20 protein-coding genes are annotated in these 24755 nt (G+C 73.1%); 12 read left to right on the forward strand and 8 right to left on the reverse strand.

The window, feature by feature from the left end:
• Positions 1-12: 12 nt before the first annotated feature.
• Complete coding sequence (grpE, locus tag SNR22_RS03105; protein WP_320064874.1) at positions 13-672, reverse strand: nucleotide exchange factor GrpE; 660 nt, start codon at positions 670-672, stop codon at positions 13-15.
• Positions 673-806: 134 nt separating this feature from the next.
• Here grpE and SNR22_RS03110 point away from each other — a divergent pair, with 134 nt between their 5' ends.
• Genes SNR22_RS03110 through SNR22_RS03120 form a run of 3 tightly spaced genes read left to right on the forward strand, consistent with a single transcriptional unit; the run spans position 807 to position 5640 of the window.
• Positions 807-2354, forward strand: a complete 1548-nt coding sequence (locus SNR22_RS03110) for a vWA domain-containing protein (RefSeq protein ID WP_320064875.1) — start codon at positions 807-809, stop codon at positions 2352-2354.
• Positions 2351-3655: a hypothetical protein gene (locus SNR22_RS03115; RefSeq protein WP_320064876.1), complete on the forward strand. Its 1305-nt coding sequence runs from the start codon at positions 2351-2353 to the stop codon at positions 3653-3655. The genes SNR22_RS03110 and SNR22_RS03115 overlap by 4 nt, the downstream gene beginning before the upstream one ends.
• The gene (locus SNR22_RS03120) at positions 3652-5640 is read left to right on the forward strand and encodes a caspase family protein (protein WP_320064877.1); all 1989 of its coding nucleotides are present in this window, start codon (positions 3652-3654) and stop codon (positions 5638-5640) included. Before SNR22_RS03115 ends, SNR22_RS03120 begins: the two co-directional genes overlap by 4 nt.
• Positions 5641-5659: 19 nt before the next feature.
• On the opposite strand, the gene SNR22_RS03125 is transcribed toward SNR22_RS03120, so the two are convergent.
• On the reverse strand, positions 5660-7753 hold the full coding sequence (locus SNR22_RS03125; RefSeq protein ID WP_320064878.1) for a CHAT domain-containing protein: 2094 nt from the start codon (positions 7751-7753) through the stop codon (positions 5660-5662).
• Between the two features lie 37 nt (positions 7754-7790).
• On the reverse strand, positions 7791-10526 hold the full coding sequence (locus SNR22_RS03130; protein WP_320064879.1) for a CHAT domain-containing protein: 2736 nt from the start codon (positions 10524-10526) through the stop codon (positions 7791-7793).
• 342 nt (positions 10527-10868) lie between these two features.
• Between SNR22_RS03130 and SNR22_RS03135 the strand changes: the two genes are divergently transcribed.
• The 5 genes from SNR22_RS03135 (at position 10869) to SNR22_RS03155 (ending at position 15928) form a co-directional block, all read left to right on the forward strand.
• Positions 10869-12587, forward strand: a complete 1719-nt coding sequence (locus SNR22_RS03135) for a tetratricopeptide repeat protein (protein ID WP_320064880.1) — start codon at positions 10869-10871, stop codon at positions 12585-12587.
• Between the two features lie 159 nt (positions 12588-12746).
• Entirely contained in the window at positions 12747-13409 is a 663-nt protein-coding gene (locus SNR22_RS03140) for a M23 family metallopeptidase (protein WP_320064881.1), read from the forward strand.
• Between the two features lie 196 nt (positions 13410-13605).
• Complete coding sequence (locus SNR22_RS03145) at positions 13606-13923, forward strand: putative quinol monooxygenase (protein WP_413775577.1); 318 nt, start codon at positions 13606-13608, stop codon at positions 13921-13923.
• Positions 13923-15149 (forward strand): cytochrome P450, encoded by a 1227-nt coding sequence (locus tag SNR22_RS03150; protein ID WP_320064883.1) that lies wholly within the window; start codon positions 13923-13925, stop codon positions 15147-15149. The genes SNR22_RS03145 and SNR22_RS03150 overlap by 1 nt, the downstream gene beginning before the upstream one ends.
• 95 nt (positions 15150-15244) lie before the next feature.
• The gene (locus tag SNR22_RS03155) at positions 15245-15928 is read left to right on the forward strand and encodes a TcmI family type II polyketide cyclase (RefSeq protein WP_320064884.1); all 684 of its coding nucleotides are present in this window, start codon (positions 15245-15247) and stop codon (positions 15926-15928) included.
• A gap of 79 nt (positions 15929-16007) precedes the next feature.
• Here the strand turns inward: SNR22_RS03155 and SNR22_RS03160 are convergent, their stop codons facing one another.
• Complete coding sequence (locus tag SNR22_RS03160) at positions 16008-17108, reverse strand: hypothetical protein (RefSeq protein WP_320064885.1); 1101 nt, start codon at positions 17106-17108, stop codon at positions 16008-16010.
• 234 nt (positions 17109-17342) lie between these two features.
• On the opposite strand from SNR22_RS03160, the gene SNR22_RS03165 reads away from it, so the two are divergent.
• Positions 17343-18380 carry a hypothetical protein gene (locus tag SNR22_RS03165; protein WP_320064886.1) on the forward strand — a complete coding sequence of 346 codons (1038 nt, stop codon included), beginning with the start codon at positions 17343-17345 and terminating at the stop codon, positions 18378-18380.
• Between the two features lie 152 nt (positions 18381-18532).
• Entirely contained in the window at positions 18533-18766 is a 234-nt protein-coding gene (locus SNR22_RS03170; protein WP_320064887.1) for a hypothetical protein, read from the forward strand.
• Between the two features lie 50 nt (positions 18767-18816).
• Here SNR22_RS03170 and SNR22_RS03175 read toward each other — a convergent pair whose 3' ends face one another.
• The 4 genes from SNR22_RS03175 to SNR22_RS03190 form a co-directional block, all read right to left on the reverse strand.
• Positions 18817-19386, reverse strand: a complete 570-nt coding sequence (locus tag SNR22_RS03175) for a DUF3105 domain-containing protein (RefSeq protein WP_320064888.1) — start codon at positions 19384-19386, stop codon at positions 18817-18819.
• On the reverse strand, positions 19383-20597 hold the full coding sequence (locus SNR22_RS03180; RefSeq protein WP_320064889.1) for a PqqD family peptide modification chaperone: 1215 nt from the start codon (positions 20595-20597) through the stop codon (positions 19383-19385). Before SNR22_RS03180 ends, SNR22_RS03175 begins: the two co-directional genes overlap by 4 nt.
• On the reverse strand, positions 20594-21697 hold the full coding sequence (locus tag SNR22_RS03185; RefSeq protein WP_320064890.1) for a ThiF family adenylyltransferase: 1104 nt from the start codon (positions 21695-21697) through the stop codon (positions 20594-20596). Before SNR22_RS03185 ends, SNR22_RS03180 begins: the two co-directional genes overlap by 4 nt.
• 69 nt (positions 21698-21766) lie before the next feature.
• Entirely contained in the window at positions 21767-21934 is a 168-nt protein-coding gene (locus SNR22_RS03190) for a hypothetical protein (protein WP_320064891.1), read from the reverse strand.
• A gap of 880 nt (positions 21935-22814) precedes the next feature.
• Between SNR22_RS03190 and SNR22_RS03195 the strand changes: the two genes are divergently transcribed.
• Entirely contained in the window at positions 22815-23873 is a 1059-nt protein-coding gene (locus SNR22_RS03195) for an ATP-binding cassette domain-containing protein (protein WP_320064892.1), read from the forward strand.
• Positions 23870-24703, forward strand: a complete 834-nt coding sequence (locus tag SNR22_RS03200; protein ID WP_320064893.1) for an ABC transporter permease — start codon at positions 23870-23872, stop codon at positions 24701-24703. The genes SNR22_RS03195 and SNR22_RS03200 overlap by 4 nt, the downstream gene beginning before the upstream one ends.
• Positions 24704-24755 lie beyond the last annotated feature (52 nt).

Here is a 24755-nt window from a genome sequence, read left to right on the forward strand (position 1 = left end):
CCGCTCGGGTTGTCACGGGTTGGGCGTGGGCTGGGTGGTGCTCGCGGGCTCCGGCCCGGTTCCGGCCGGGGCGAGATCCGGGTCGGGGAGCCAGCGGTGAACCCGGACCGCGGCGGGCACGACCGTGCGCCCGGCCTCGACGTCGTGGTAGCCGTCCAGGACGACCTCGGCGACGGTTCCCTCCTGGCCGGGGTCGACGGCCGGTACCGTCCCGGTGGCCCGCTGCGTCGACGGATCGAACGCGGCACCGGGCACCGGGACCAGCACGGTGACACCACCCCGTTCGAGGGTCAGTTCCACGCTGGCGGCGTAGCTGCGCAGCAGGTCCGCCGCCGCGGCGGTGTCGAACCCGGCGGGCAGTCCCGCGGCGGTGCGCAGCAGGTCGTGGCGCAGCCGCTGGAGGTCGGTCAGCAACGGGCGGAGCAGCAGCAGCCGCTCGCCGGCACGCAGGCGCTGGTTCTCCTCGTGCAGCCGGTCGATGACCTGCTCGCGGGCCGCCGCACGGTGGTGTTCGCGGGCGACCTCGGCCCGGAGCCCGGCCAGTTCGCCGCCCAGCCGCTGCGCCAGATCGTCCAGCCGATCCGGGCCCGTGACGGGTTCCGGGACGCCCACCTGCGGGCCCGCCCCTACGGCGGGTTCCTCCTCGGCGGGACCCTGCGGTTCCTCGTGCACCCCGTGCTCCCTCCCTGGTCCCCTCCGCTGCCGCGGCGGGCGTCTCGGTCATGTCTGACGGACCGCGTCGCCGACGTCGGGCGGTCCCGTCCGTCAGGCACAGTCGACGGACGGCACGGGCGGAGGGCGATCAGGTGGGCAGTGTTCGACGTACGGCCGCGGGTCTCCTGGCGGTGCTCGCGGCGCTGACCGCCGTGGGCCTGCCCGGCGGCCCGGTGACGGCGGCCCCGGCGGCCGGCGACGAGGTGTACGCGGCGCTCGGCGTCAACCGGGTGGCGGGCGACTACGTGGTGCTGGTGGACGTGTCCCGTTCGATGCGCGAGGGCGGGCGGTACGAGCGGGTGAAGGCGTCCCTGCGGTCGTTCCTCGCCGCGCTCGCGCCGGACGACCGGATCGCCCTGGTGGCCTTCGCGGACTCGGCGAGAGTGGTCCACGACGGCCCGGCCGGCCGTTTCCCCGACCAGGTCGTCGGCAAGCTGCCGCGCACCGCCGACGGGCAACACACCGACATCGGCGCGGCGATCGAGACGAGCCTGCGGCTGCTGAACCGCCAGGGCGCGCCGCAGATCGCCACGGTCGTCCTGCTCACCGACGGGCGGCACGACCCACCGACCGGCAGCGCGTACCCGTTCGAGCAGGGGTACGCGTGGAACCAACTGGCCGGGGCCGGCCGGTCGTTGCGGAAGGCCTCCCTGAACGCGTACGCCGTGCCCCTGGCGGGGTCGACCGGCGCGCCGCTGCTGGCCAGGGTCTACCCGGGTGCCCGGATTCTCGCCCCCGCGTCGATCGACCGGCTGGGCGAGCAGTTGGAGCAGCCCAAGTCCGCAGCCCGCGCGGCGAAGGCCCGCAATGTGCTCGGCGACGACGTGTCCCACGGCATCCAGGTGACCTGGCCCGCCGCCACCGGCCGGATCGCCGCAGGCCGGACCCGGCTGGAGGTCCGGCTCCGGTCGACCGCCACGAGAATCCCGCTGGTGGTCGATCACCTCGCCGTGCGCAGTGACCGGCCGGACCTCCGGGTCACGGTGCCGGCCGGCCCGGTCGAGCTGCCCGTCGGCGGCACCGCGACCGTGCCGGTGACCGTCGAGTGGGACGCCGGACCCCGCCGGGTGGCGCCACTGTCCCAGGTCACGGCGAGTACGACGCTGACCCTCAGTGGCGACGTGGGTTCACCGTGGGCGGACGTACTGACCGGTGATCTCGGGTTGGCCTTCGCGCCGCGACTGGACGGCGGGGCGACCCGGGTGTCCCTCTCCGCCGAGCGCGGCAGCCTCAGGTGGTGGGTCACCGGCGGTGCACTGCTGCTGGTCCTGGCCCTGGCCGGGGTCGGGTGGTGGGTGCGCCGGCGGCGGCTGGCCCCGCCCCTCGCCGGGACGCTGTGGGTACGCGCACCCGGCGGGGAGGAGCGCGAGTTGCCGCTGGCGGGCCGTCGGGCCGCGCTCACCGCCGGATCGGCGGGGCTGCCCGGATACGGCGAGGTGACCGCGTCCCGTGCCTCCGCCGCGTCCTCCGAGATCCACCTGGTGATCCGCTACTCCCCGGACGGCTCGGCCGTCGGCCGGCAGGCCGGCACCTGCGGCCCGGGCGAGACCGTGGAGCTGGGCGGTGCGGCGTTCACCTGGCGGTACGTCGCGCCCGTGCGACGAGGCGGGGTCGCGAGCGTCTCGGGGGCGGCCCGGTGACCGGCGCGGACGACCCGCGCGAGGGCGCGGTCGACGAGTTACGGGAAGCCGACCTGCTCGCCGACGGCGAACTGGTCCCGACCGGGGGCCGGGCCCCGGACGGGAGGTCGGCCACCGCCCCGATCCCGGTGCGCTGCGGGCGGCCCCTGCTGTACCCCGTGCCCGTCCGGGACCTGCCGGTGTACCTGCGCCGCCGGGCCGAGGCGACAGGCGGGTCGTACGTCGGGGTGCTGTTCGCCTTCGACCTCGCCGCCCTGCCGAGGGGGCAGCGGTACACGGCCGCGTGCTTCGAGGTGACGCTGGCCGACGTGCGGGCGCTGGCCGCGCGGCTGGACGGCGACGGTGGCGCGCTCGGCCTGACCTACCCGGCCGATGACGCCGAGCCGACCTCGCCGACCGCGGCGCACGTCGTGGCGGCGGCCCAGGGCCGTCCGGGCTGGCTGCGCCGGCTGGCGAGCCGGGCGGCAACGCCCCGCGCCCACGTCTTCGGAATTCACCGCCACGAGTTCGGCTGGACGTACGAGGACCCGCGCGGCGAGCTGCTGGTGCCCCGCGTCCACGGCATGCACGCGTTGCTGGAGCTGCCGGCCGGGACGACGCGGGTCGCCGGAACCCTCGACGTCCGGGTGCGGGTCGCCGGTGGCCGGGAGCGGTACAGCGCCGGCCTGCGCGAGTCGGTGAGATTCGACGAGACGCTCTCCCCGGGCTGCACCGTGGACGGCGCGGCGGTCCGGCTCTGCATGGCCGCCGACGTGTCCGGCTACAGCAGACGCAGCACCACCGCCGCCGAGCAGGTCCAGCGGGACCTGGTCGCGCTGCTGTCCCTGGCGCGGCGGGCGGCCGGTGTGTCGGACTCCGACGTCACCCCCCAACCGCAGGGCGACGGCCAGTTCACCGTGCTGCCGGTCGGCATCGACGAGACCGTGGTGATCTCCCGTCTGGTGCGCGGCCTGGAGCGGCACCTACGGGAGCTGAACACCGGCCGGGCACCGGCGGACCGGCTGCGGCTGCGGGTCGCGCTGCACCGGGGACTGGTCAAGGCGGCGGCCAACGGCTGGGTCGGCGTGGCGGCCGTCGCGGTGCACCGCATCCTCGACAGCCCGCCCCTACGGGAGGCGTTGGCCGCCCGACCGGCGGTCGACTTCGTCCTCGGGCTGCCCGACGTGCTGTTCCAGGACGTCATCGCGCACGCGACCCAACCACCCCTGCCGGCCGAGTTCGCCCCGGTCACGGTGGACCTGCCAGCCAAGGATTTCGTCGAACACGGCTGGCTGTACGTCGGCCTGGGTGAGGCCGGATGAGCACCCTGTACGCCCTGTTGGTCGGCATCGACAGGTACCGCTCACCGGCGGTGTCCGACCTGCGCGGGTGCCGAGTCGACATCGGTGACGCCCTGGCCTACCTGCAGACCCGCACGGCCCCCGGCGTCGAGCTCGACGCGCTCGTGCTGTCCGACGGGCAGGCCACCCGGGCGGCGGTGATCGGGGCGCTGCGGTCCCATCTCGGTCGGGCCCGCTCCGGGGACACCGCCCTGTTCTGGTTCAGCGGTCACGGATCGCAGGCTCCTGCCCCACAGTGGTGGTACGCCGAACCGTCCCACATGGTGCAGACCCTGGTCTGCGCGGACAGCCGCCACGGCGGGGTGCCCGACCTGCTGGACAAGGAGCTGTCGATCCTGCTCGACGCCGTCGCCCGCCGGGCGGGACACGTGGCCGTGGTGCTCGACAGCTGCCACTCCGCGGGCGCCACCCGGGAACTTGAGGATCGGGAACCGGGCGCGCGGGCCCGCGCGGTGGAGCCGATGCCGGCGTCGCCGGGGCGGGAGTTGTTGCTGCCGGAGCTGGCGGGCGACGAGCCCCCGTCGACGCCCGCGCCGGACCACGTCGTCCTGGCCGCCAGCCGGTCACACGAGGCGGCGCAGGAGATGGACCTGGGCGGCCGGCGGCGAGGGCTGTTCAGCTGGGCGCTGCTGCGCGCCCTCGGCCGGCTCGGCCCGACGGCGACGTACCGGGATCTGCTGATCGCCGCCCAGGCCGAGGTGGAACAGAACGCGTACCGGCAGGTGCCGCAGCTCGTTCCGCCCGGTCGCGGCATCGCCGACCGGCCCTTCCTCGGTGGACGCCTCGCGCCGCCGCCGTCCGGCCTGGTGCTGCGGTACGCCCGCGACGGGTGGGAGGTCAACGCGGGAAGCTGTCACGGTCTGTTCCCGCCCCCCGACGCCACGGCCGGCGCGGTCCGCGTCGCCGTCGTCGGCGGGCCGCCGGCGCGGGAGGCCGAGGCCGTCCAGCTGCTCGCCGAGCGGAGCCTGGTGGAGCCGGTGGGGTGGCGGCCCGAGCCGGACAGGCAGTACCGGGTGGTGCTCAGCCGGGTGCCGCTGCCGGCCACCACCGTGGCGGTGGGCGGCGCGGACCAGGACGGTGCCACCGCTGCCGCCGTCCTCGCCGCGCTCGGCACGGCCGGGCCGGACGGCGGGCCGTCGGCGCACCTGCGTCCGGTCGACCCGGTGGGCACCGACACGGTCCCGGAACTGCGGGTACGGACGCCGCGCTCGGGCATAGCCCGGGTGGAGGACCGGCACGGCGTCCGGTTGACCGGGGAGCTGACCGACGTCGTCGGCGGCGGGGCGCGGCGGGCCGTCCGGGCGCTGGAGCACATCGCCCGGTGGCGGCAGCTGCGCGACCTCACGAACCCGGTGACCGGGTTGGCGGGCGCGGTGGCCGTCGAGGTGGTCGCGGCGCGACCGGGGGAGACGATCGCGCCGCTCACCCGTGCGCCGGTCGAGGCGGACGGGGACGGCGTGGTCAGGCTCCGCTACGAGCCCGGCCCGGCCGGGTGGGTGCCGCCCACCGTCTTCGTCCGGCTGCACAACCGCAGCGACCGGCGGCTGTTCTGCGTCCTGCTGGACCTGACCGAGCGGTTCCGGGTCCACGCCGACCTGTTTCCGGGCGATTACGTCGCCCCGGGCGGGCGCGCGGCGGCCCTGCGGGGACGCCGGGTGGTGGCGTCCCTGCCGGCCGGCTCCGTGGTCGAACCGGGTAGGCGGGCGCGGGACTGGCTGAAGCTGGTGGTGGCGGAGGAGCAGTTCAGCGCGGAGCCGTTCGAGATGCCGGCGCTGGACGACCCGCGCGACGCGGCCCGGGGGCCGCTCGCCGTCCAGGGCTTCCTCGACCGGGTCGGTCGCACCGTCCAGCACCGCGACCTGGTGGCGTCCGCCGAGGACGGCGCGTACGACTGGGTGACCGTCACCGTTCCCCTCGTGATCGAGGTTCCCGAGCCCGGGATCTGAGCCGGCGGCGCGGGCCGGCTCAGATCCCGTGGTACACCATGGCGCTGCGGTACGCCGGGTCCGCGAGGGTCGGGCCGGCGACGTCCATGGGGGCCGGTGCCAGCCCTGCCGGCGTCCTACGGTTCGGGGACGCCAGCCAGCGGCGCACCGCGCGAACGGCGGCGGCCGGCCGCAGGCCGCCGCGGACCAGGCCGGTGTGCAGGACGGCCAGCATCAGCGTGGCGACCGGGCGGGGCACCGGCCGGGCCCAGCCCACCACCCCGGTGAAGCCGGCCGCCAGGAACGCCTCGGCGAGCGGAACGGACCCGTCGCCGGTGGGCGGCAGGACGACCAGGCCGCCCTCGGTTGCGGTGCGCGTCGTCCACCCGGTGATCGAGGCGGGGTCCAGGTCGGCCGGCCCGGCCAGCTCCAGCGCCCCGGTGGCGCTGACGCCACAGGTCAGGTGCAGCATCGACGCGTCGAGGCGGCGGCGCACCTCCTCCGGTGTGCCGGGGCCGTCGCTGCCCCCATCGGCGCGCCCCAGGACGACCGCCCGGGGGTAGAGGCGGCGGCACAGGCGCACCAGGCTCGCGTTGTCGTGGCCGCCCCGGGGGTCTACCACGAGCATCGGGGCCTCGGTGACCCGGAGCGGGACCCGCCCGGCCAACTCGCCCGCCTGTCGGGCGGAGGCGACGTGGGAGACCACGGCGTCGTCGTCGGGCAGGGGCTCGGCGCCGACGACCACGACCCGGGGCGGCAGGGCACCGTCGGGGCGGCCATCGCGGAACCTGCCGTCGTCCGTGTGCAGCAGCAGGCGCGTCCCGTTCGGCCGGGACCAGGCCAGGGCCTGAACCCGGACGCCGCGCAGCGCCTGCGCCACCGGGACGAACCGTTCGTGGAGGGCGTCGCCGATCCGCCCCTCCGGGTTGCGCCCGTCGAGGAGTCTCGCCAGGTCGACGGCGAGCGGAACGGCACCGGACGGGTCGGCGGGCAGGGCATCCGCAGCGGTCGACAATGCCATGGCGGAGGCCCGGACGTCGTCGTCGGCGTCCCCCCACCCGTCGTCGGCGTCGTCGCGACCGCGCAGGTACAGCGCCACGGCCAGCACGACTCGGTCGGTGGCGGTGGCGGTGGCACCCGCCGCGTGGGTGACGGAGGTGGCCAGTCCCACCAGGTCGTCGACCAGCCCGGCCGGTGGCGGCGGCGCGTCCGGGCGCAGCAGGGCCGCAAAGGCGGCGTGCGGGTCGCCGCCGCCCGCCACCCGCTCCCGCAGGGCGCGCCGCAGCGTCGCCAGGTCGACGGGTGCCGCCGACCGCCTGACACGGTCGCCGTCGCCGGGCGCGGGCTCCGGCCCGCGCAGGACCGTGACGGGGTAGTCCAGCGGGTCCACGGCGGCCGTCGCCCGCCCGCCGAGGAGGTTCGGCAGCCGCGGCATCGTGCCGGCTTCCACCCCGTCCGCCATCCGTTGCTGCACCTCCTGCAGCGTGGCCATCGCCCGCATCATCGGCCCGAAGTCGATGTCGGTTCCGGTGCCGGCGTCGATTCCGACGAACAGGTCCCGCACCGTCTCGGCACACGCCAGCATGGTCCGCGTTCCCTCGGCCATCTCCGTGCTGAGCAGGTCACCGGCGAGCACCAGCTGAAAACAGTCGATGGCCTGGTCCGCCTCCGTGCGGGCGGGCCCGTGGCCCGCTCCCGCCAGCAGGCTCGACATGTCGAGCGACTGCAACCCGCGGACCACCGTGACCAGGTGGAGCTGGCCAAGGGTTAACCGCGCGATGCACGTGAACATGGGCGGCAGATTGGACGCCGCGAGCGCTTCCTCCAGCAGCCCGATCGCCCGCGGCCGGTCGCTCTCCGGGCCGCCGTGCGCGATCTGCCGCGTGCCGAGGAACCACCCCAGCTGGCTGGCGACCTGTGCCCGCATCGGGTCGCCGGGCCGGAGAAGGCCGTACGCCTCGGCCAGGCAGTCGATCGCCTCGTCGAGCATGGGCAGGGCGGTTGGCCGCCCGGGCCCGGCACGCCAGTACCGGTTGGCGAGGATCTGGAAGAGTTCGAGCAGCGGGCGCGTGCGGGCGGTTCCGGTCAGCCGGGCCAGCCGGGCCCTCAGCTCCTTCTCGGTGTCCTCTGCCACGGTCTTCCTCTCCTGCTCGGGGCCACCATCCGGCGGCTCACCATCCCCAGTGGACAAATCCGGCCCAGGCGGCGACCTGGGCGAGTTCCTCGTGGTGCAACTGCTGGCGGAGCCGCTCCGGCATGCGGTCCGGGAGCGACCGCTCGGGGTCGAGCATCCAGATCTGCGCCCGCCGCAGCGCCTCCCACGCGGGCAGCCCCTCGGCCCTCACGTGGTGGTGGAACATGTACATCAGCACCGAGGTTGCCCGGTCGGGGATCGCCCACTGGGTCGAGAGCACCGACCGGACCCCGCCGGCGAGGAACGCGGTGCCCAGGCTGTACGCCTCGTCGTACCCGTTGATCGCCTGGCCGGTGCGGCAGGCGGCGAGCACGATCAGGCCGATGGCGCGTTCCGGTGACCGTGCCGTCAGCTCCACCAGCTCCTCGGCGGTCAACCGCCCGCCGCCCTCCAGCAGAAGGTAGGAGGTGGCGGACTCCGGGTCGGTGTTGATGACGCCGTGGCAGGCGAGGTGCAGCATGGCGCCGGAGCCCGGGCTGGTGCTGGTGAGCCAGTCCCGGACCTCGTCGACGCTGCCGGGCCCGGATCTGCTCGTCGAGCCGTCCACCCGCCGGCCGACGTACCTCCCGCCGGGGTAGAAGGACCGGTGGATGGCGTACGCCTCGGCTCGGGCCGCAGCCAGGTCCGGCGCCATGTTGCCGGTGTCCGGGTCCCCCACTACCAGGCCGACCGGCGCGGACGGCACGGGGGCGAGGGCGGCCGAGTGGCACAGCATGCGCGCGGAGGCGGCCTGCGAGAACGCGACCAGTTGCACCGCGTAGGTGCCGTCGGACCGGCGGGCCGCCTGCCACGGGAACCGGGCGAGTTCCCCCATCGGCACCAGGACCACCCGTGGCGGCCGGCCGGCGTCGGGACGGGCGAGCGTGGGCAGGTACCGCTCCACCAGCGGGCCGATCGCTGCCCGCCAGGCCCAGTCGCACACCGAGTCGAGGCTGGCTGCGAAGTCGGTCACGTCGTCGAGGGCGGTCAGGTCCCGGCCCGGGTCCGCGATGACCGCGTCCCGCCGGGCCAGGGCCGTGAGGTACCGCTCGACGTCGAGGTCGTTGCGGACGTGCAGGTTGGGCAGGGGGATGTAACCGGTCGGTCCCCGCTCCGGCGCGATCACCGCGAAGCCCGGCACCGGCCCGTCCCCCGGCACCAGGTAGACGAGCGCGTCGGCGTCGAGGGCGGCCAGGGCGGTGCGGATCTCGTCGAGACCCGGCGCGTCGAGCAGCACCCCGCCGCCACCCGGGGCGGCGAGCACGGTCAGTACCTCGTGGCGCAGGCCGGTCGGGAGACTCTCCGCCGAGCCGGCCGCTGCGGCTTCCCGCCAGCGGCGCGAGAGGTCGGGCCGGCCGGCGTCGTCGAGGCGGCGGGGGATGTTACGGACCTCGGTGGCCGCGTGGAGGGCGAGTCCCCGGCCGGCGTCGAGAGCCCGGATGGCGTCGGTCGGGTCGTTGAACATGAGGCACTGCCGAGCGACGTCGGTCGCCTCCCGTGCCGCCCGGCGCGCGGCGAGGTTCGCGGCCGGCAGGTCGGACTGGAGCAACACCTTCCAGGCATGTTCCTGGAGCCCTTCCAGGGCCACCTTGTGCGGGTCCGGCACGGCTCCGCGCCGCCGCCGGGTGTACGACAGCATCTCGTTGATGGCCCCCCACATCGGGTGCGCCGGCCCGCCGGCCAGGGTTCGCGCCTGTTCGAGCAGCTCGTCCGCCTCCTCGACGTCGCTGGTGGAGCTGGTGAGGTCGCTGCGGTGGTACAGGGCGACCGCGAGCCCCAGCAGGTGGACCGGGCGCTTGGGGCTGTCGGGGCCGGCGAGGGCCACCGCCGTGCGGAGATGCTCGATGCCCTGCTCGACGCGGGCCGGGTTGTCCCCCCAGCCGGAGTAGACGGCGGCGCCGCCGACGCCCCCGTGGTAGGCCGCCCGGCCCTCCGCGCCGAGATCCGGCCGCAGCGTCAGGCTTGTCATGGCGGCGATTTGCTCGTCGGTGATCGGGGGCGCCGGGGCATCCGAGCTGCCGTCGTACATCGCGATTATCGGATTGGCGAGCATCGCCGCCTCCTCGACGGCGGCCCGTAGCGGGTCGCCCGGCGTCAGGCGCTCGGCGGCCTGCCGGATCCGGCCGAGGGACGGCCGGGGGTCCTCGTCCCGTTGGATCGCCCCGATGACGTCCACGAGACCGGCGAAGATGTCCGCGAAGTGCGCCATGGCGGGGTCGCCGGCCAGCCGGTCCCGGAGCCGGGCCACCTCGTCCGGGAAGCGTCGCAGCGCGGCCTCGTCGCCGCTGTCGAGAGCCCGCAGGTAGGTGAGGACGGTCCGGACCGCGCCGGCCAGCGGCGCGCTCGCTGGGTCGTCGCCACCGCCGGCCTGGTCGAGGAGGGAGTCCAGTTCCGCGAGCATTGCCCGGTCGTCCGCCACCTCCCCGGCCGCGCCGGCCCGCAGCAGCGCCACGGTGCGGGCCCTCGCGCGCATCTGTGGCCACTCCGCCGTGTCGGGCGGGTGTCGTTCGGCGATCTCCAGCAGTTCGGCGATCTGCCGTGTCCGGTCCCAGATTTTTGTCGGCGAGCCGGAGCGCAGGAGCGCGGAGATCAGGTCGGCCGCCAGGACGCCCCGGACGGCCAGCCCGGTGGGGAGCCGGTGCAGATCGGCGAGTGCCGCGTCCAGGTCGCCTCGTCCGAAGGCCGCCCGGCTGATGGCGACACACCGTTCGGTGATGCCGGTCGCCTCGTCCACGCGTTCCTCCTCGCCACGCTCCGCCCAGACGACTGGACCTGACGGACGGCAGACAACGGAGGTGGCTCTGGCCGACGTGCGGAATCCGGCCAAAGATCGCGAGAATCCCCATGTCTACCGCGATCACGAGAAGCCTTCACATTCATGATGATCGGGTTTACGCTCTGGGCCAGTCTAAAAGTGAACCACAATGGAGGTGCACTATGAGGAAGATGGCCATCCACCGCAAGAGTTCGCTCCGCCTGCTCTCCGGCGCCCGCCGACTCTGGTTCGAGTGGTGCTGGTAGTTCCCGGCGCGGCGGGCGCTCTCGGGCGCCCGCCCCTGTGGCGGACCGTCCGCCCGTGACCGGCGAGCCGGGCGGCCACGACTGCCACCGTGACCACGGGCCGTACGCGGGCGTCGCGGACTTCCTCGCCCGGATCGCCGCCGACCGTCCCCGTCTGGCCTCCCGCCACACGGTGGAGCTGAACGCCATCGCGCCCCGGCTGGATCACGCGGCGCGGCCCGCCGCCGAGGAGGAGCCGATCCGGTTTCATCCCGCCCGGCGCACCGCCTGCCTGGCGTACGGCGCGACGGAGTTCGTGGCGGCCTGGGCCCGCACGCTCCGGCACCCGGTCACGGTGCGGTTCGACCACGTCGGCAGCGCCGACGAGACCACCGGCGAGCTGCTGGACGCGCTGACCCGCAGCCTCGGGACGTCCCCGCGGCGTCCGGGCCTGCTGAGCCTGGACCTGCGCGACGGCGGCCCCGACCCCACGGCAGCGGCCGATCCGACGCCGCAATCGCTGCGTACGGCGCTGGGCGAGAGTCTGGCCGGCGGCTTCTACCACCACGCCGCCCGGACCGCCCGGCGCGGGCGCGCCATGGTGACCCCGGCGGGCGACCTGCGGCACTGGTGGGCGTTCACCACCGGCCTGGCCACCGCCCTCGCGGCGCTGGACGAGGCGACCGAGGCACTCGAGCTCTACCACGAGGCGCGCGCCGCCACCGACGATCCGAAGATCACCATGTCGGCCGCGTACGCCACCGCCATGCTCTACGCCCGGCATCTGCCGGTGGCCGACCGCGACCCGGCGCAGGCGCGGGACTGGTTGGAACGGGCGCTCCATCTCGCGGCCGGGCTGGACGACCGGCAGCAGCGGGTGGTCTCCACCGTCTTCTACGAGCAGGGCCTGGCGCTGCTCGACAACCAGGCGGGTGTGTCCGACCGCGCCCTGCGGCTGATCGACGACGGGCTGGCCCGGCTGGCGGCGGTGCTCGGCCCCGGCGAGCGCCCGCAGGACCTGGCCCGGCTACGCCACAACCGGGCGCAGGTGCACCTGGCCCTGGGTGAACCGGCGCGGGCCCTGGCGGACCTTGACACCGTGATCGCGCACGACCCCGGCAACTGCGAGTACTACGTCGACCGGGCCGCCCTGCACCGGGCGGCGGGGCGGTCGCGGGCCGCGATCAAGGATTACGGCACCGCAATCCGCCTGGGCCCGCACCTGCCCGAGGCGTACTACAACCGGGCGGTGCTCCAGCAGGAGCGGGGCCGCCCCGAGCGGGCGCGCGACGACCTGGACCGGGTGCTCGCCATCGACCCCGGGCACCTCGACGCCCGGATCGCCCTGGTCAACCTGCACCTGCGGCGCGGCGCGTTCGACGCGGCCGAGGCGGGTGCGCGGGCCGGGCTGGCCCTGGCTCCGCAGGAGCCCGCGCTGCTCTGCACCCTCGGACTGGTCCGCTCGGAGCGCGGCAGCCCCGCCGACGCCGACGAGCTGTTCACCCGGGCTCTGGCCGGGGACCCGGAGCTGGTCGAGGCGTGGACGAACCGCGCCGCCGTCCGGTTCGAATGCGGCGACGTGGCCGCCGCCGTGGCCGACCTGGACCGGGCGGTAATGTTGTCGGCGGCGCCGGTGCCCCGCTACAACCGGGGCACGGCGCTGATGCGGCTCGGGCGGTGGGACGAGGCCGCCGGAGACTTCGCCAACGCGCTCGATCAGCCCGGCCTGGACCGGGCACTGCGCCGCGACCTGCGCGCGGAACTGGCGCGCTGCCGCCACGCCATGGCCCGATGATCGTCGGCCGGCACGGCACCGAACTGTCCCGCTGCCGCCACGCCACGGCCCGACGAATCCAGGTCGGCACGGCACCGACCTGTCCCGCTGCCGCCACGCCATGACCGCAGGTCGGCACGGCGCCGGCGGGCTCGACGGGCCCGATTGCCGGCGTCTGTCATGCTTCGGACGGTGAGCACCGGCCACCCGAGCAGGCACCGCGTCCGCCGTTCCGTCCGGAGCAGGGTCGTCCGCGTCGTCGGTCTGCTCGGCGTGGTCGCCGTCGGCCTCGCCCTCGCCGTGGTCGTGGTTCCGCTGCTGCGGCAACCGGGCCCGCGCCCGCTGTTCCAGCTTCCCGTTGCCTGCGGCGAGACCTGGCAGCTCGGCACCTACCCCGGCCACGACGACTACGACGTCGACCTCTTCCCCACCAAGGGTGAGGCGTGGGGGCGGCCGGTGCTCGCCTCCTACGCCGGCAGGGTCACCGAGGCGGGGATCAACGGTTCCGTGGGTGGCCGCACCCCGGACGACCCGGACGGCCCACGCGGCCGGGGCGGCGGTTACTGGGTGAAGATCGACCACGGTGGCAGGTGGGAGACGCAGTACCTCCACCTGCTCGAAGCGCCGCCGGTCCGGGTCGGTCAGCGGGTCGCCCGGGGCGAGCAGATCGGGCGGGTCGGCAGCACCGGCAACTCGGGCGCACCGCACCTGCACTACGAGCAGCGCCGGGGCTGGGAGAAGGTCGAGACGCACTTCGACGGCGCCCCGTCCGGCATCACCCACGACGACACCGAATACACGGTCAGGCGGACGAGCAACAACTGCGCTCCCGGGCAGCCGTAGCCGTCGTCACCGGCCGCCAACCGGTGGAGCCGCCGTCGGGTGGCAGGCCAGAGGTGTCAACGAAGTGTCACAGGATGCCCGTGGTTTTTGGCGCCTCGTGACGCTGGGGTGACGGCGGACCTCGCAGACTTTCCCTCGCACAGGCCGGCGAAGGAGACCTCATGAGTGAAATGCGGCGGGCACGGGGAGTCGTGGGATGACGACAGTGCGTACGGTGCTCGCGATGCGTACCAGGCAAGGCTGCGAGGAGCGGTTCGAGGCGGCGTGGCTCTCGGCCGCCGAGAAGATCCGTACTCTCGACGGCTGCCTGCACCAGGACCTCATCCGTGACGCCGACGATCCCCGCAGCTATCTGATCGTCAGCGACTGGGCGGACCGTGAGCGGTTGGACGCCTTCGGCCGAAGCGAAGACCGCGACCACCTCATGCGCGTGGTCCGGGAGCTCCGCGAGTCCGCGCAGCGGTACACCTACCAGGTCCTGTACGTCGTGCGCGGTGAGTCCGAGGAGTCGTGATGACCGAGAAGCCCGTCCTCGGGTCGGAGCTCTACACCGACGAGTTCGCTGCCGACCCCTATCCCACCTTCGCGCGACTGAGGGCGGACACCCCCGTCTGCCCGGTCAGCTCGCCGCGGTTCGACTCGTACCTCGTCACCAGGTTCGACGACGCCCGGGCGGCGCTGACCGACCCCCGGCTGTCCAAGGACCTCTACGGCCCCGGTCAGCACTACCTGCGGCTCTTCGGGCCGAACTCTGAGGGCCTGAACAAGAACATGCTCAACTCGGATCCGCCGGAGCACACCAGGCTGCGGCGGATCGTGTCGCAGGCGTTCGCGCCGCGCCGGATCGAGGCGCTGCGGCCCCGGGTGGCCGAGCTGGTGGAGCACCTGATCGACAAGATCATCCCGCGGGGCGAGTCCGAGTTGATGCGCGAGTTCGCCATTCCGCTGCCGATGATGGTGATCAGCGACCTGCTCGGGATACCGGAGACCGACCACGAGCGGGTCCTCGACTGGACGCAGGTGATCAGGACGTCCGGGTCGTCCCACCGGACCCCGCAGGAGGAGAGGGCGGCCGTGCAGGAGGCCCAACTGCGGCTGCACCGCTATCTCGCCGACCTGGTGCGGGCCAGACGCGCCGACCCGGTCGACGACATGATCAGTGCGCTGATCGCTGCCTGCGACCACGACGGGGAGCTCTCCGAGGCCGAGCTCGTCACTACCACCTTCCTGCTGCTCTTCGCCGGGCACCAGACCACCGCGGATTTCCTCGGCAACGCCGTGGTCGCCCTGCTGACCCACCCCGACCAGCTCGAACTGCTGCGCGCGGAGCCGGAGCTGCTGCCGTCGGCGATCGAGGAACTGCTCCGGTTCGACGGCCCGCTGCCGGTGGCCAGCCCCAGGATCGCCGCCGAGGACGTCGATTACCAGGGCGTCTGCATTCCGCGCGGGTCGGTCGTCGGCGTGGTGATCAACTCGGCGAACCACGACCCGGCGCACTTCGCCGACCCGGACCGACTGGACCTCCGCCGCGAGCGCGGCCCGCACCTCGGCTTCGGCTACGGCGTCCACTACTGCCTCGGGGTGTCGCTGGCCAGGATGGAGGCGCAGCTCGCCCTCGGGGCCCTGCTGCGCCGGCTGCCCAAGCTGCGGCTCGCGGTGCCGGTGGCCGAGCTGCACCGGCTGCCGGCGGCGTCGCCGTTCCGTGGCCTGCTGGAGCTTCCGGTTCGGTTCGACGCCTGACACCCGCCCGATGGCCCGGCCGATCGACCACCGGAGACCCACGTCCACCCGGTCACCGTCCACCCGGTCAATGTTCATTCACCTGAGGAGCAGCCATGGTCTTCCGATCCGTGATCGTCTGTCACATCGTGCCCGGCAGCGAGGGCATCGTCGGCGACGTCTTCGGCTACTACGACAAGACGACCCGACCGCAGGACCTCGGCGTGATCGGCCGGACCCTGCTGTCGCTGGACGACCTGTACATCCACGTGATCGAGCGCAACATCGACCCGAGGGCGTCGTTGGGCAAGGCCCGGGGACTGCCCGCGTTCCAGCAGATCGCGGAGGCCATCGCCCCGTACGTGACGCCGTACCCGAAGAACTGGCAGAACCCGTCCGACTCCGTCGCCAAGGAGTTCTACAGCTGGGTTCCGGACCAGAGCTCGGCGCAAACGTCGGAGTCGGCCGATGGGAACCTGACGGTCATCGTCGCCCGCATCAAGCCCGGGGCCGAGCCCCACGTCGCGCGCGTCTTCGGTGACTCCGACGCGGGGCTGCTGCCGATCGAGCTGGGCGTTGCCGGGCGCTGGCTGTACTCGATCGACGACGTCTACCTGCACCTGCTGGAACGCACCGACGCGGCGTTCGCCCAGGCGATGCGGGAGAGTCACGCCAAGCCGGCCTTCGCCCAGATCATGGAGGACCTCAGCGCGTTCATCACCCCATACAACCCGGACACCTGGCGCGGCCCCGAGGACGCTGTGGCCAAGGAGTTCTACCGCTGGCGTGCCGAGGACTGAGGGCGGTCCCGGGCGGTGCCGCAGGACCCGGCCGGTCGGCGACGAGGACGTCCGCCCCGGCGGGCCCGGTCGAGGCTGGTCAGCCGACCGCCAACCGGGGCGAGTCGACGGGGCAGCGCAGGAGCGCCGGCCAGCCGCGGTCCCGCTCGGCCGCCAGCGCCGGATCGGCGAGCGCCCCGGCCAGGGCGGCCAGCGTGGGTGCGTCGTGGGCCGTCGCCCGCTCCGCGGCGATCCGCAGGGCCAGCGGCCGACCGCCGCAGCGTCGAACCAGCTCGTACGCGGCCTCGGGCTCCGCGTCGACCCGGTCGCCGAGCAGCCCGCGCAGCAACTCTACCCCGGCTTCGACGCTCAGTGGGCCCAGGACGAGTCGGCGTGCACCGTGCCGCACGACCAGCTCGGCGAGGCTGTCCCCGCTGGTCACCAGGACCAGGCAGCCGGGCGAGGCGGGGAGCAACGGGCGGATCTGTGCGGTCGTGCCCGCGTTGTCCAGCAGCACCAGGACGCGGCGGCCGGCCATCCGGGTGCGGTAGCGGGCGGCCAGCGCGGCGGGCGTACCGGGCAGGTCGGCGGTGGCGACGCCGAGGGCGTTGAGGAAGGCGGTCAGTGCCTCCGTCGGTGACGGCGGTCGCCCCGACCCGTCGCCGCGCAGGTCGGCGTAGAGCTGACCGTCCGGGAAGCGCCCGGCCACCCGGTGCGCCCACTCCACGGCCAGCGCGGACTTGCCGATCCCGGGTGCGCCGGTGAGCAGCACGGTCGTCATCGCCCCGCGGGCCGCGCCCTCGGCGAGCAGGCTGTCGAGGGCGCCACGGGCGGGGCCACGCCCGGTAAACGGCAGCACCTCCGAGGGAAGCTCGCGGGGCACGGGACCGATCCCGGCGGGTGTCCACGGCCCCGGAGTGCCTGGTTCACCGTCGTCCTGCGACTGGCAGCGGCGGGCCTGGCGCCACAGCGCCGCGAAGGCGTTGACATCGCCGCCGAGCGCCCGCACGACCTCGCCCACCACCTCCCAACGGGCGAGGCGGGGGCGGACGAAGGCCGCGTGGATCGACGTCGGGTTGATCCCCCGGGGCCGCCGCTCGGCCCGGGTCAACTGTTGCAGCCGGCGCAGGCTCGGCTGGCCGGCGGCGAGATGGAGTTCGTGCAGCTGCTCGTAGAAATCGGCCAGGGGACCCGTTGGCACGAGTGGACGGGTGAGCCGGCCCATCGGCGTTCTCCCCACATAATCGACGCTGGTCCGGAACTGCTACCGACCTTCTATCACTCTTCGATGTTGGTCAACCACGGTAAGTCATGTCACTGACACACTGTCAGCGACAGACTTGACGCTCCGGGAAGGTTACGTTCCTGTTCAGATGTCCCCCATGCTGTGCAGGCGCTTCGACAAGCGCCAATGTACTTCGTGGAGGGAGAACGAATGCACTTTCCGGACATTCGGCGGGTGGCGGCGGTAACCGCGTCCGCCGCGCTCGCTGCGGTGATGACCCTGGGTGGTGCCGGCGCGGCACAGGCCGCCCCCGAGCAGGACGCCTCCGGCGCGGCGACCGCCAGCACGGCGAAGGCGAGCGTCTCCGCCGCCGCCGCCCGCAGCGGCCAGAGCGTCGCCGACCAGGCCAGCAACTACTGGACCCCCGAGCGGATGCGGACCGCGATCTCGGCGGACACGCTGGTCAAGAAGGCCGACACCAAGTCCGGAACGGCCCTGGGCCCGACCGGTCCGGCCCGCTCCGTGCCGGCCGCCGCGCCCACCGTGTCGAGCAACGCTCTCGGCAAGACGGCCGCCGGAGGCGGCATGGGCACCAATGTCAACGCCTCCGCGACGGTCGGCAAGGTCTTCTTCTACAACCCGGCGAACGGCGGGAACTACGTCTGCTCGGCGGGCACCGTGAACAGCGGCTCCAAGTTGCTCGTGATGAGCGCCGGGCACTGCGTGCACGGCGGCGCGGGCGGCCAGTGGATGCAGAACTGGGTTTTCGTCCCCTACTACAACTACGGCAGCGCGCCGTACGGCCAGTGGTCGGCGAAGTATCTGACCACGTTCAATGCGTGGATCAACAGCAGCGACCTCAGCCGTGACGTCTCCTGGATCACCGTGTGGCCGAACTCCTCCAACCAGGCCCTGGTCAACGTGGTCGGTGGTAACGGGATCATGGCCAATTACCCCTACCAGCAGTTCATCACCATTCTGGCCTATCCGGCGGCGCCGCCTTACGACGGCGGGTGGCAGCAGTACTGCCAGGGCAACTCGTACCAGTCCGGCAACAAGATGGCCATGAACTGCGGCTTCACCGGAGGCTCGAGCGGGTCGCTCTGGTTGCAGGGGTACAGCGACTCGACAACCTTGGGCAACGTCGACGGCATCATGAGCACACTGGATGGCGCCGGAGTGAACCGAAGCTCCTACTTCGACACCGCCGTGTGGGACGTCTACGTCTCGGTGGCGAACCGGACCTGAGTCACCCGATCGGGTGGTTCCCGCCCCCGACCGTGATCCGCTGGATCCGGTCGGGGGCGGGGTGCGTCCAAGCAACGGGTCGTCCGGTCCTCGACCGGGTGGCCGACGATCCGGCCCGGTGCGGGCCGGGCCGCGACGGAGGGGAGCGGGCGATGAAGCGGGGCTGGGGTGCGGTGGTGGGGGCCGCGATCGCCGTGGTGGTGGTCGCCGTGGTGGTGGCCGGGGTGGTGGCCCGCCGAGCTGGCCCGGGGGAGTCACCGGCGGGGCCGTCGGGCACCCTGGGTGACGTCGGGGCGACCAGTACGGTGCTGCCCATCCCAGACGACTCGTACTGGGACCCGGGCCGGATGAGCAGCGCGGTGCCGGCCCCGATGCCCACCGGCTGAACCGCTGCCGTCGTGCTCGGCCGGGCGTGGGGCGGCACGGACAGGACCCGTCACGCCGGTACGCAGTCCGTCGCTCCGTGCTGCCAGGAGTGGTCGTAGCGACCGGCGACCTTCGTGACGAACTCGCTGACCGCCTTCTCGTCGAGGCCGTCGAGCCGCTGGAGCCGCTGCCAGCCGCTGAGCCCGATGCCATGGTCCAGCGCCGGGTAGGGCGCCACCACCACGTCGCGGGGGTACCGACGGCCGAGGCGCTCCAGGGCGCTGACGTCGGCGGCGGAGACGTCCGAAGCGTACTGAACCAGGACGTGCCCGTGCTCCAGGGCGTGCACCTGCAACTCCTCCAGCACCGGCTCCCGGTAGATCCCCGGGGTGACCACGCGGGGGGAGTGCGGGCCGGAGGTGGGCGGTACCGTGCGGTACGGGGCGTGCGCCGCTCCTTCGTACGCCACATGTCGGTCGCCCTCGAACGGCGAGGGGGTACCCGGCATCCGGTCGCAGGGCAGCGCGGCGGTGTCGTCGGCCAACCCGAGGGCCACCCCGAGGCCGAGACTGGACATGGTCAACACGCTCAGGGTGGTGACCACGACGCTGACCAGCGTGCCCAACCAGGGGCGGTTCACGTGGCGGCCCTCCCGCCCCGGATCCGGTTGCGGACGACCACCCCGAGCGGCAACAGCACGTTGAGCGAGGTGAACAGCAACAGGGCGATCCCCTCCCACCAGTAGGAGCTGGCGAACGGCGCGCCGACCAGGACGCCCGCCGCCCAGCCGAAGGTGACCTTCGCGCTCGGCCACAGGAAGTGCACGACGAACCAGGCCATCCAGATCAGCCCGGCGACGTAGAGCAGCCGATACCAGCGGGACACCCGCAGGTCCCGGGCGTGCGCGTCGCGCAGGATCGCCGCCTCCTGCGGGTCGAGCCGACGGACCAGCCGCTTGAGCGACAGCCGGGTCACCTGGTGCAGGTTCCGGCAGCCGGTGGCGGTGGCCATCACCAGGTACATGTCAGTCCGCAGGTACGCCAGCGTCTGGAAGGCCAGCTTCACCGCCTGGCTGAACACCACCATGGCGAGGAACCGGACCAGGCCCGGGGGCAGGTCGATCCAGCCGCGGGACCAGGCGAACCGGGGCGCGACGGCACCGAACAGCAGCACGCAGTCGATCGCCATGCCGGCCAGGAACGGGCCGTAGCGGCGCTCGGGCGGCAGCGCCCATAGCCCCGACAGATCGGTCTCCAGAACCGGGAAGATGCCGCGCCGCTCGATGCGCAGTCGCGACGGCACGCCGACGGCGGCCCCGGCGAGGGCGTGCCAGACCTCGTGCACGATCGTCAGGGCGATGACCACGACGTTGGTGATCAGCAGACTGAGCACGATGTCGGGGAAGATGAAGGTGTCCTCGTAGGTGGGCAGCAGCGACGGCTCGGCGGCGAACATCACGACCGTCGCGACGAGGCAGCCGGCGTACCCCGCCCAGGCGACGCGGCCGAACAACGGCCGGACAACCCGGGCGGGGATCCGCGAGACCGACCAGTGCCGGGCCACGGGCGGCGCCGCGTCCTCGGCGGTACGCCCGTCGATGATGCCCGCGTCGACGAGCACCTCGACGAAGTCGAGGGCGTCAACCGCCTCCCCGGTCTCCCGCTCCACCTCTTCGGCGGCCTCGGCGACGGTCCGGCCGGCGGCGAGCAGCCGCACCAGTCGGGCCCCGACCTCGGGTACGACGACGAAGTTCCCGGTGGCCGGGTCGCCGACGACGTACTCGTCGGCATCCTCCTCGCGGACGACCAGGTGGCCGACCCGGGGGCGGCTGTCGGCGTCCAGGGCGATCACCGCTCCTCCCCGAGCCAGCCGCAGGTCTCGCACTTGTGCCCGGGGGTCGGGTTCACCACGTAGTGGTAGGTCAGGTCGGTGAGGCTCAGGTGGTACATCCGGCCGAGCGTGCTGGCGGGGATGCCGCCGAGGTGGTGCACGGCGTCGAGGGCGGCCAGGTGGCCGGTGAGGTTGGCCGACGGCGCGATCACCGCGTGGCCGGTGAACTCGAACAGTTCCTCCGGCTCGGCGCCGTGCTGGTCGCGGAGCCGGTCGTTGACGCTGGGCAGGCAGTCCTGGCAGCAGGTCCGGCCCGGGACGAACAGGCCGACGACGGCCATCGGGCCCGCGTACTGGGCGATCATCCACGGGGTGCCGGTGTGCAGGGCGGCGGTGTTCGTCCACTCCCGGATGGTGTGCAGCGGCTGGTCGGCGCAGAGCACGAGCAGGTCCCGGTCGCGCATCAGGGCCACCATCGACTCGGTGGAGTCGACCCGGGTCTCCTCGCCGGTGACCGTCACGTAGGAGTTCATCCGGCGCAGCCGGTCCACGGCGACGCCGAGCTTCGGGGCACCGATGTCCTCCTCGGTGTAGAGGAGTTGACGGGTGAGGTTGCCCGACTCGACCACGTCGAAGTCGACGCAGTGCACCGTGCCGACCCCGGCGGCGACGAGGGAGGAGGCCACGGCCGAACCGGTGCCGCCCAGGCCCACCACGACGACGCGGCTGGCCTTCAGCCGGGCCTGCACGTCGAAGCGGGACGGGCGCGGGGTGAGGTCGACCCACGCGTGGTAGGTGAACGCCCGCTCGTACCGGTCGACCTCGGCCGGGCTCAGGCTGGGCGGGGGCGGCGCGGCGGCGTCCTCGACGTACCCGGCGTTGATGATGGTGTCCATCGCGTCGGACGCCTCGTCGGCGGTCATCTCGGGTCGCTCGGCGGTCAGCGCCCCGACGATCTCGGCCCGGGTACGGGTACCGTCCATCAGCCGCAGCAGCGACCAGAGGCAGCCGTCCTCGTCGTCGATCTCCGCCCCGATGCCCACCTGCCGACCACCGATGTTGATCAGCGTCGGGGTCAGTCGCACCGGTTTGTGGATGCCCTTGATCCGTGGTCGCCGCATGCCCGCAGAACTCCTTCGTCCGAAGGTGCGGCCGGGGCGCGGCGATCCGCGCCCCGGCCCTGGGTCCGATCAGCCGCAGATGTCGTTGCGGCAGCCCGGGTCGATGATGGCGACGGTGGTCTCCAGCTTCTCGAGCTTGCGCACGACGACCTTGGCCGGCTTGCGCCTCGTCTCGATCTTCTTGTCCATGGCGGCCTCCAACGAATTGAGCGGGACTGACGTGGCGATCTCGCTCACGTCGCCATCATTAGAGCACCCGTAAAGATCTTTGACAATGTTTAAATGCGTCGAATGAATTGGTCTACATAAGGCCGAATCCACTGTCTGTGGACGCCTTAGGGGAATAGTCAGATAAAGGCCACGCGAGGGTCTCTGTCAGTCTTAAAGCTCCGCATCCGGACAGGTCGTCCAGATGGGACTGTGGTGGACATGGGGCGGTCCCGGGCGGCCTGGCACCAATCGCGCGGATGGCCCGCTGGGTGGGCCTTTGCGGAGGTCGAGGGGTGCGTCGGGGCATTAAAGGTGATCAGTTCGGGCACCCTCGGTGCGTGCCGCCGCCGCCGTCGTGCGCGTATTTGCCGCACCGCAGCATTCGAACATCGTCCTCCCGGTGGCAGTTGGCAACCGATCGGCCCGTCGAATGCCGGCGAAACGGTTGTCGCCGCCGGCGGCAATTCCGTGCCCGAAATCCCGAGGAGCGCTCGCGACGCCCCACCCCCACCCCTTCGGTGCGCAAATACAGAGAAAGAGTGGCTATCGCGCGTCGGACAGCCACTCTTTCTCTGTATTTGCGGGTGGAGCGGGGGTGGGGGTGGGGGTGGGGCCGCGCGCCATTCGTCGCCGAGTCTCATCCGGTCGAGGCTGATCGCCTCGTTGGACGCACTGTTTCTTCGAGACCCCGGCCGCCCAGCGGTGCGACCGGGCTGCTCGGCGACGGCGACGGCCGGCCCGCCCTTGGAGGAGCTGGAACGCCGGCAGGCGTTCACCGTCTCCCACGACGGCGGACTCTCCTTCGCCTACTACGAGTTGCTGCCGCACGGGCCACCGTATGCGCTACCGTATGTCGTACGTTAACCGTCATCGACAGGTTCCCGTGGAGTTTTCAGGAAGGAGCGACGTGACAGCGGGCAATTACGCGATTGTCGCGGAAGGGCTGCGCAAGCGGTACGGGGACACCTACGCCCTGGACGGCTTCGACCTGCAGGTCCGGCCGGGCACGGTGTGCGGCCTGCTCGGACCCAACGGGGCCGGCAAGACCACCTCCGTGCGGATCCTGTCCACTCTGCTGCGCTTCGACTCCGGCCGCGCCGAGGTCGCCGGCTTCGACGTGGCGCGTCAGGCCGACCAGGTGCGTTACCGCATCGGCCTGGTCGGGCAGGGCGCCGCGGTGGACGAGGTGCTCAGCGGGCACCAGAATCTCGTCATCTTCGGCCGGCTGTTCCACCTCGGCACGAAGCGCGCCCAGCAGCGCGCCGACGAACTGCTGGAGCGGTTCGGGCTCGTCGACGCCGGCGACAAGCCGGTCAAGGCGTACTCGGGCGGCATGCGGCGGCGGCTCGACCTGGCCGCCGGGATGATCCTCACGCCGTCGGTGCTCTTCCTCGATGAGCCGACCACCGGGCTCGACCCGCGCAGCCGCAACGAGGTGTGGGAGTCGGTCCGGGAGTTGGTCCGTTCCGGCACCACCGTCCTGCTCACCACCCAGTATCTCGACGAGGCCGACCAACTCGCCGACCAGATCTCGGTGATCGACAACGGGAAGGTCATCGCCGAGGGCGCCCCCGACGACCTGAAGGCCCGGCTCGGCGGCGACCGGATCGACCTCGTCGTGCACGACGCCGCCGACCTGGCTGCGGCCACCGCGCAACTCCGCCAGGTGGCCACCGCCGAGCCGGAGGTCGACGCGGACCGGCGGTTCGTCAGCGCCCAGGTCGGGCACCGGGCCGCCGCGCTCACCGAGGTGCTGCGGAGGCTCGACGCTGCGGGCGTCGTCGTCGAGGACGTGGCGCTGCGCCGCCCGACCCTGGATGAGGTGTTCCTGCACCTGACCGGCCGCCGCCCGCAGACCGCCGAGGCGGCCGGGAAGGCGAAGAAGGGCAAGGCGAAGAAGGGCAAGGGCGACGAGCCGACGTCCGCCGCACCCCGTTCGGAGAACGTCGAGGAGGTTTCCGCGTGACCAGTGCGACCCTACCCGGCACCACGTCGCCGGACGTGGTGCCCGGCCGCCCCTCCCTGCTGGGCGACAGCATCACCCTGACCCAGCGCAGCCTGGCGCACTGGCGCCGTAACCCGGGGCCGCTGATCGCCTCCCTCGGGTTCAACATCGCCATGGTGCTGATGTTCGCGTACCTGTTCGGTGGTGCGTTGCAGGTGCCCGGCGGGGGCAGCTACCGCGAGTTCCTGATGCCCGGCATGTTCGCCATGACCATGGTGTTCGGCATCAGTCTCACCACGGTCGCCGTCTCCGCCGACATGGACCGCGGGGTCACCGACCGGCTCCGGTCGATGCCGGTCTCCCCGCTGGCTCCGCTGATCGGCCGGGCGGTGGCCGACATGCTCTTCGCGGTGGTCACCCTCGCGGTGATGGTGCTGGCCGGCCTCGCGGTCGGCTGGCGGGCCCACGGCAGCGTCGGCGACACCCTCGCCGGGTTCGGGCTGATCCTGCTGCTGCGCTTCGCCCTGGTCTGGGTGGGCATCTTCCTCGGCCTGGTGATGAAGGGGCAGGAAGCCGTGGCCGGCGTGCAGACCCTCGAGTTTCCGCTCGGCTTCCTGTCGAACGCGTTCGTCTCCCCGGCCACCATGCCCGGCTGGCTGGGCGCGGTCGCCGAGTGGAATCCGCTGTCGGCGACCGTCGGCGCGATCCGGGAGCTGTTCGGCAACCCCGGCTGGGGCGGCGAATCCTGGGTGGTCCAGCACTATCCGGCGATGGCGGTGATCTGGCCGATCGCGCTGGCGGTGATCTTCCTGCCGTTGTCGTTGAGCAAGTACCGCTCCTTGAGTCGCTGATGAGTTTTCTCGGAGCGCCGCGTCGCATCGCCATCCACCACCCCGACGACGG

The organism is Micromonospora sp. RTGN7, from assembly GCF_033804645.1.
Classification (GTDB): domain Bacteria; phylum Actinomycetota; class Actinomycetes; order Mycobacteriales; family Micromonosporaceae; genus Micromonospora.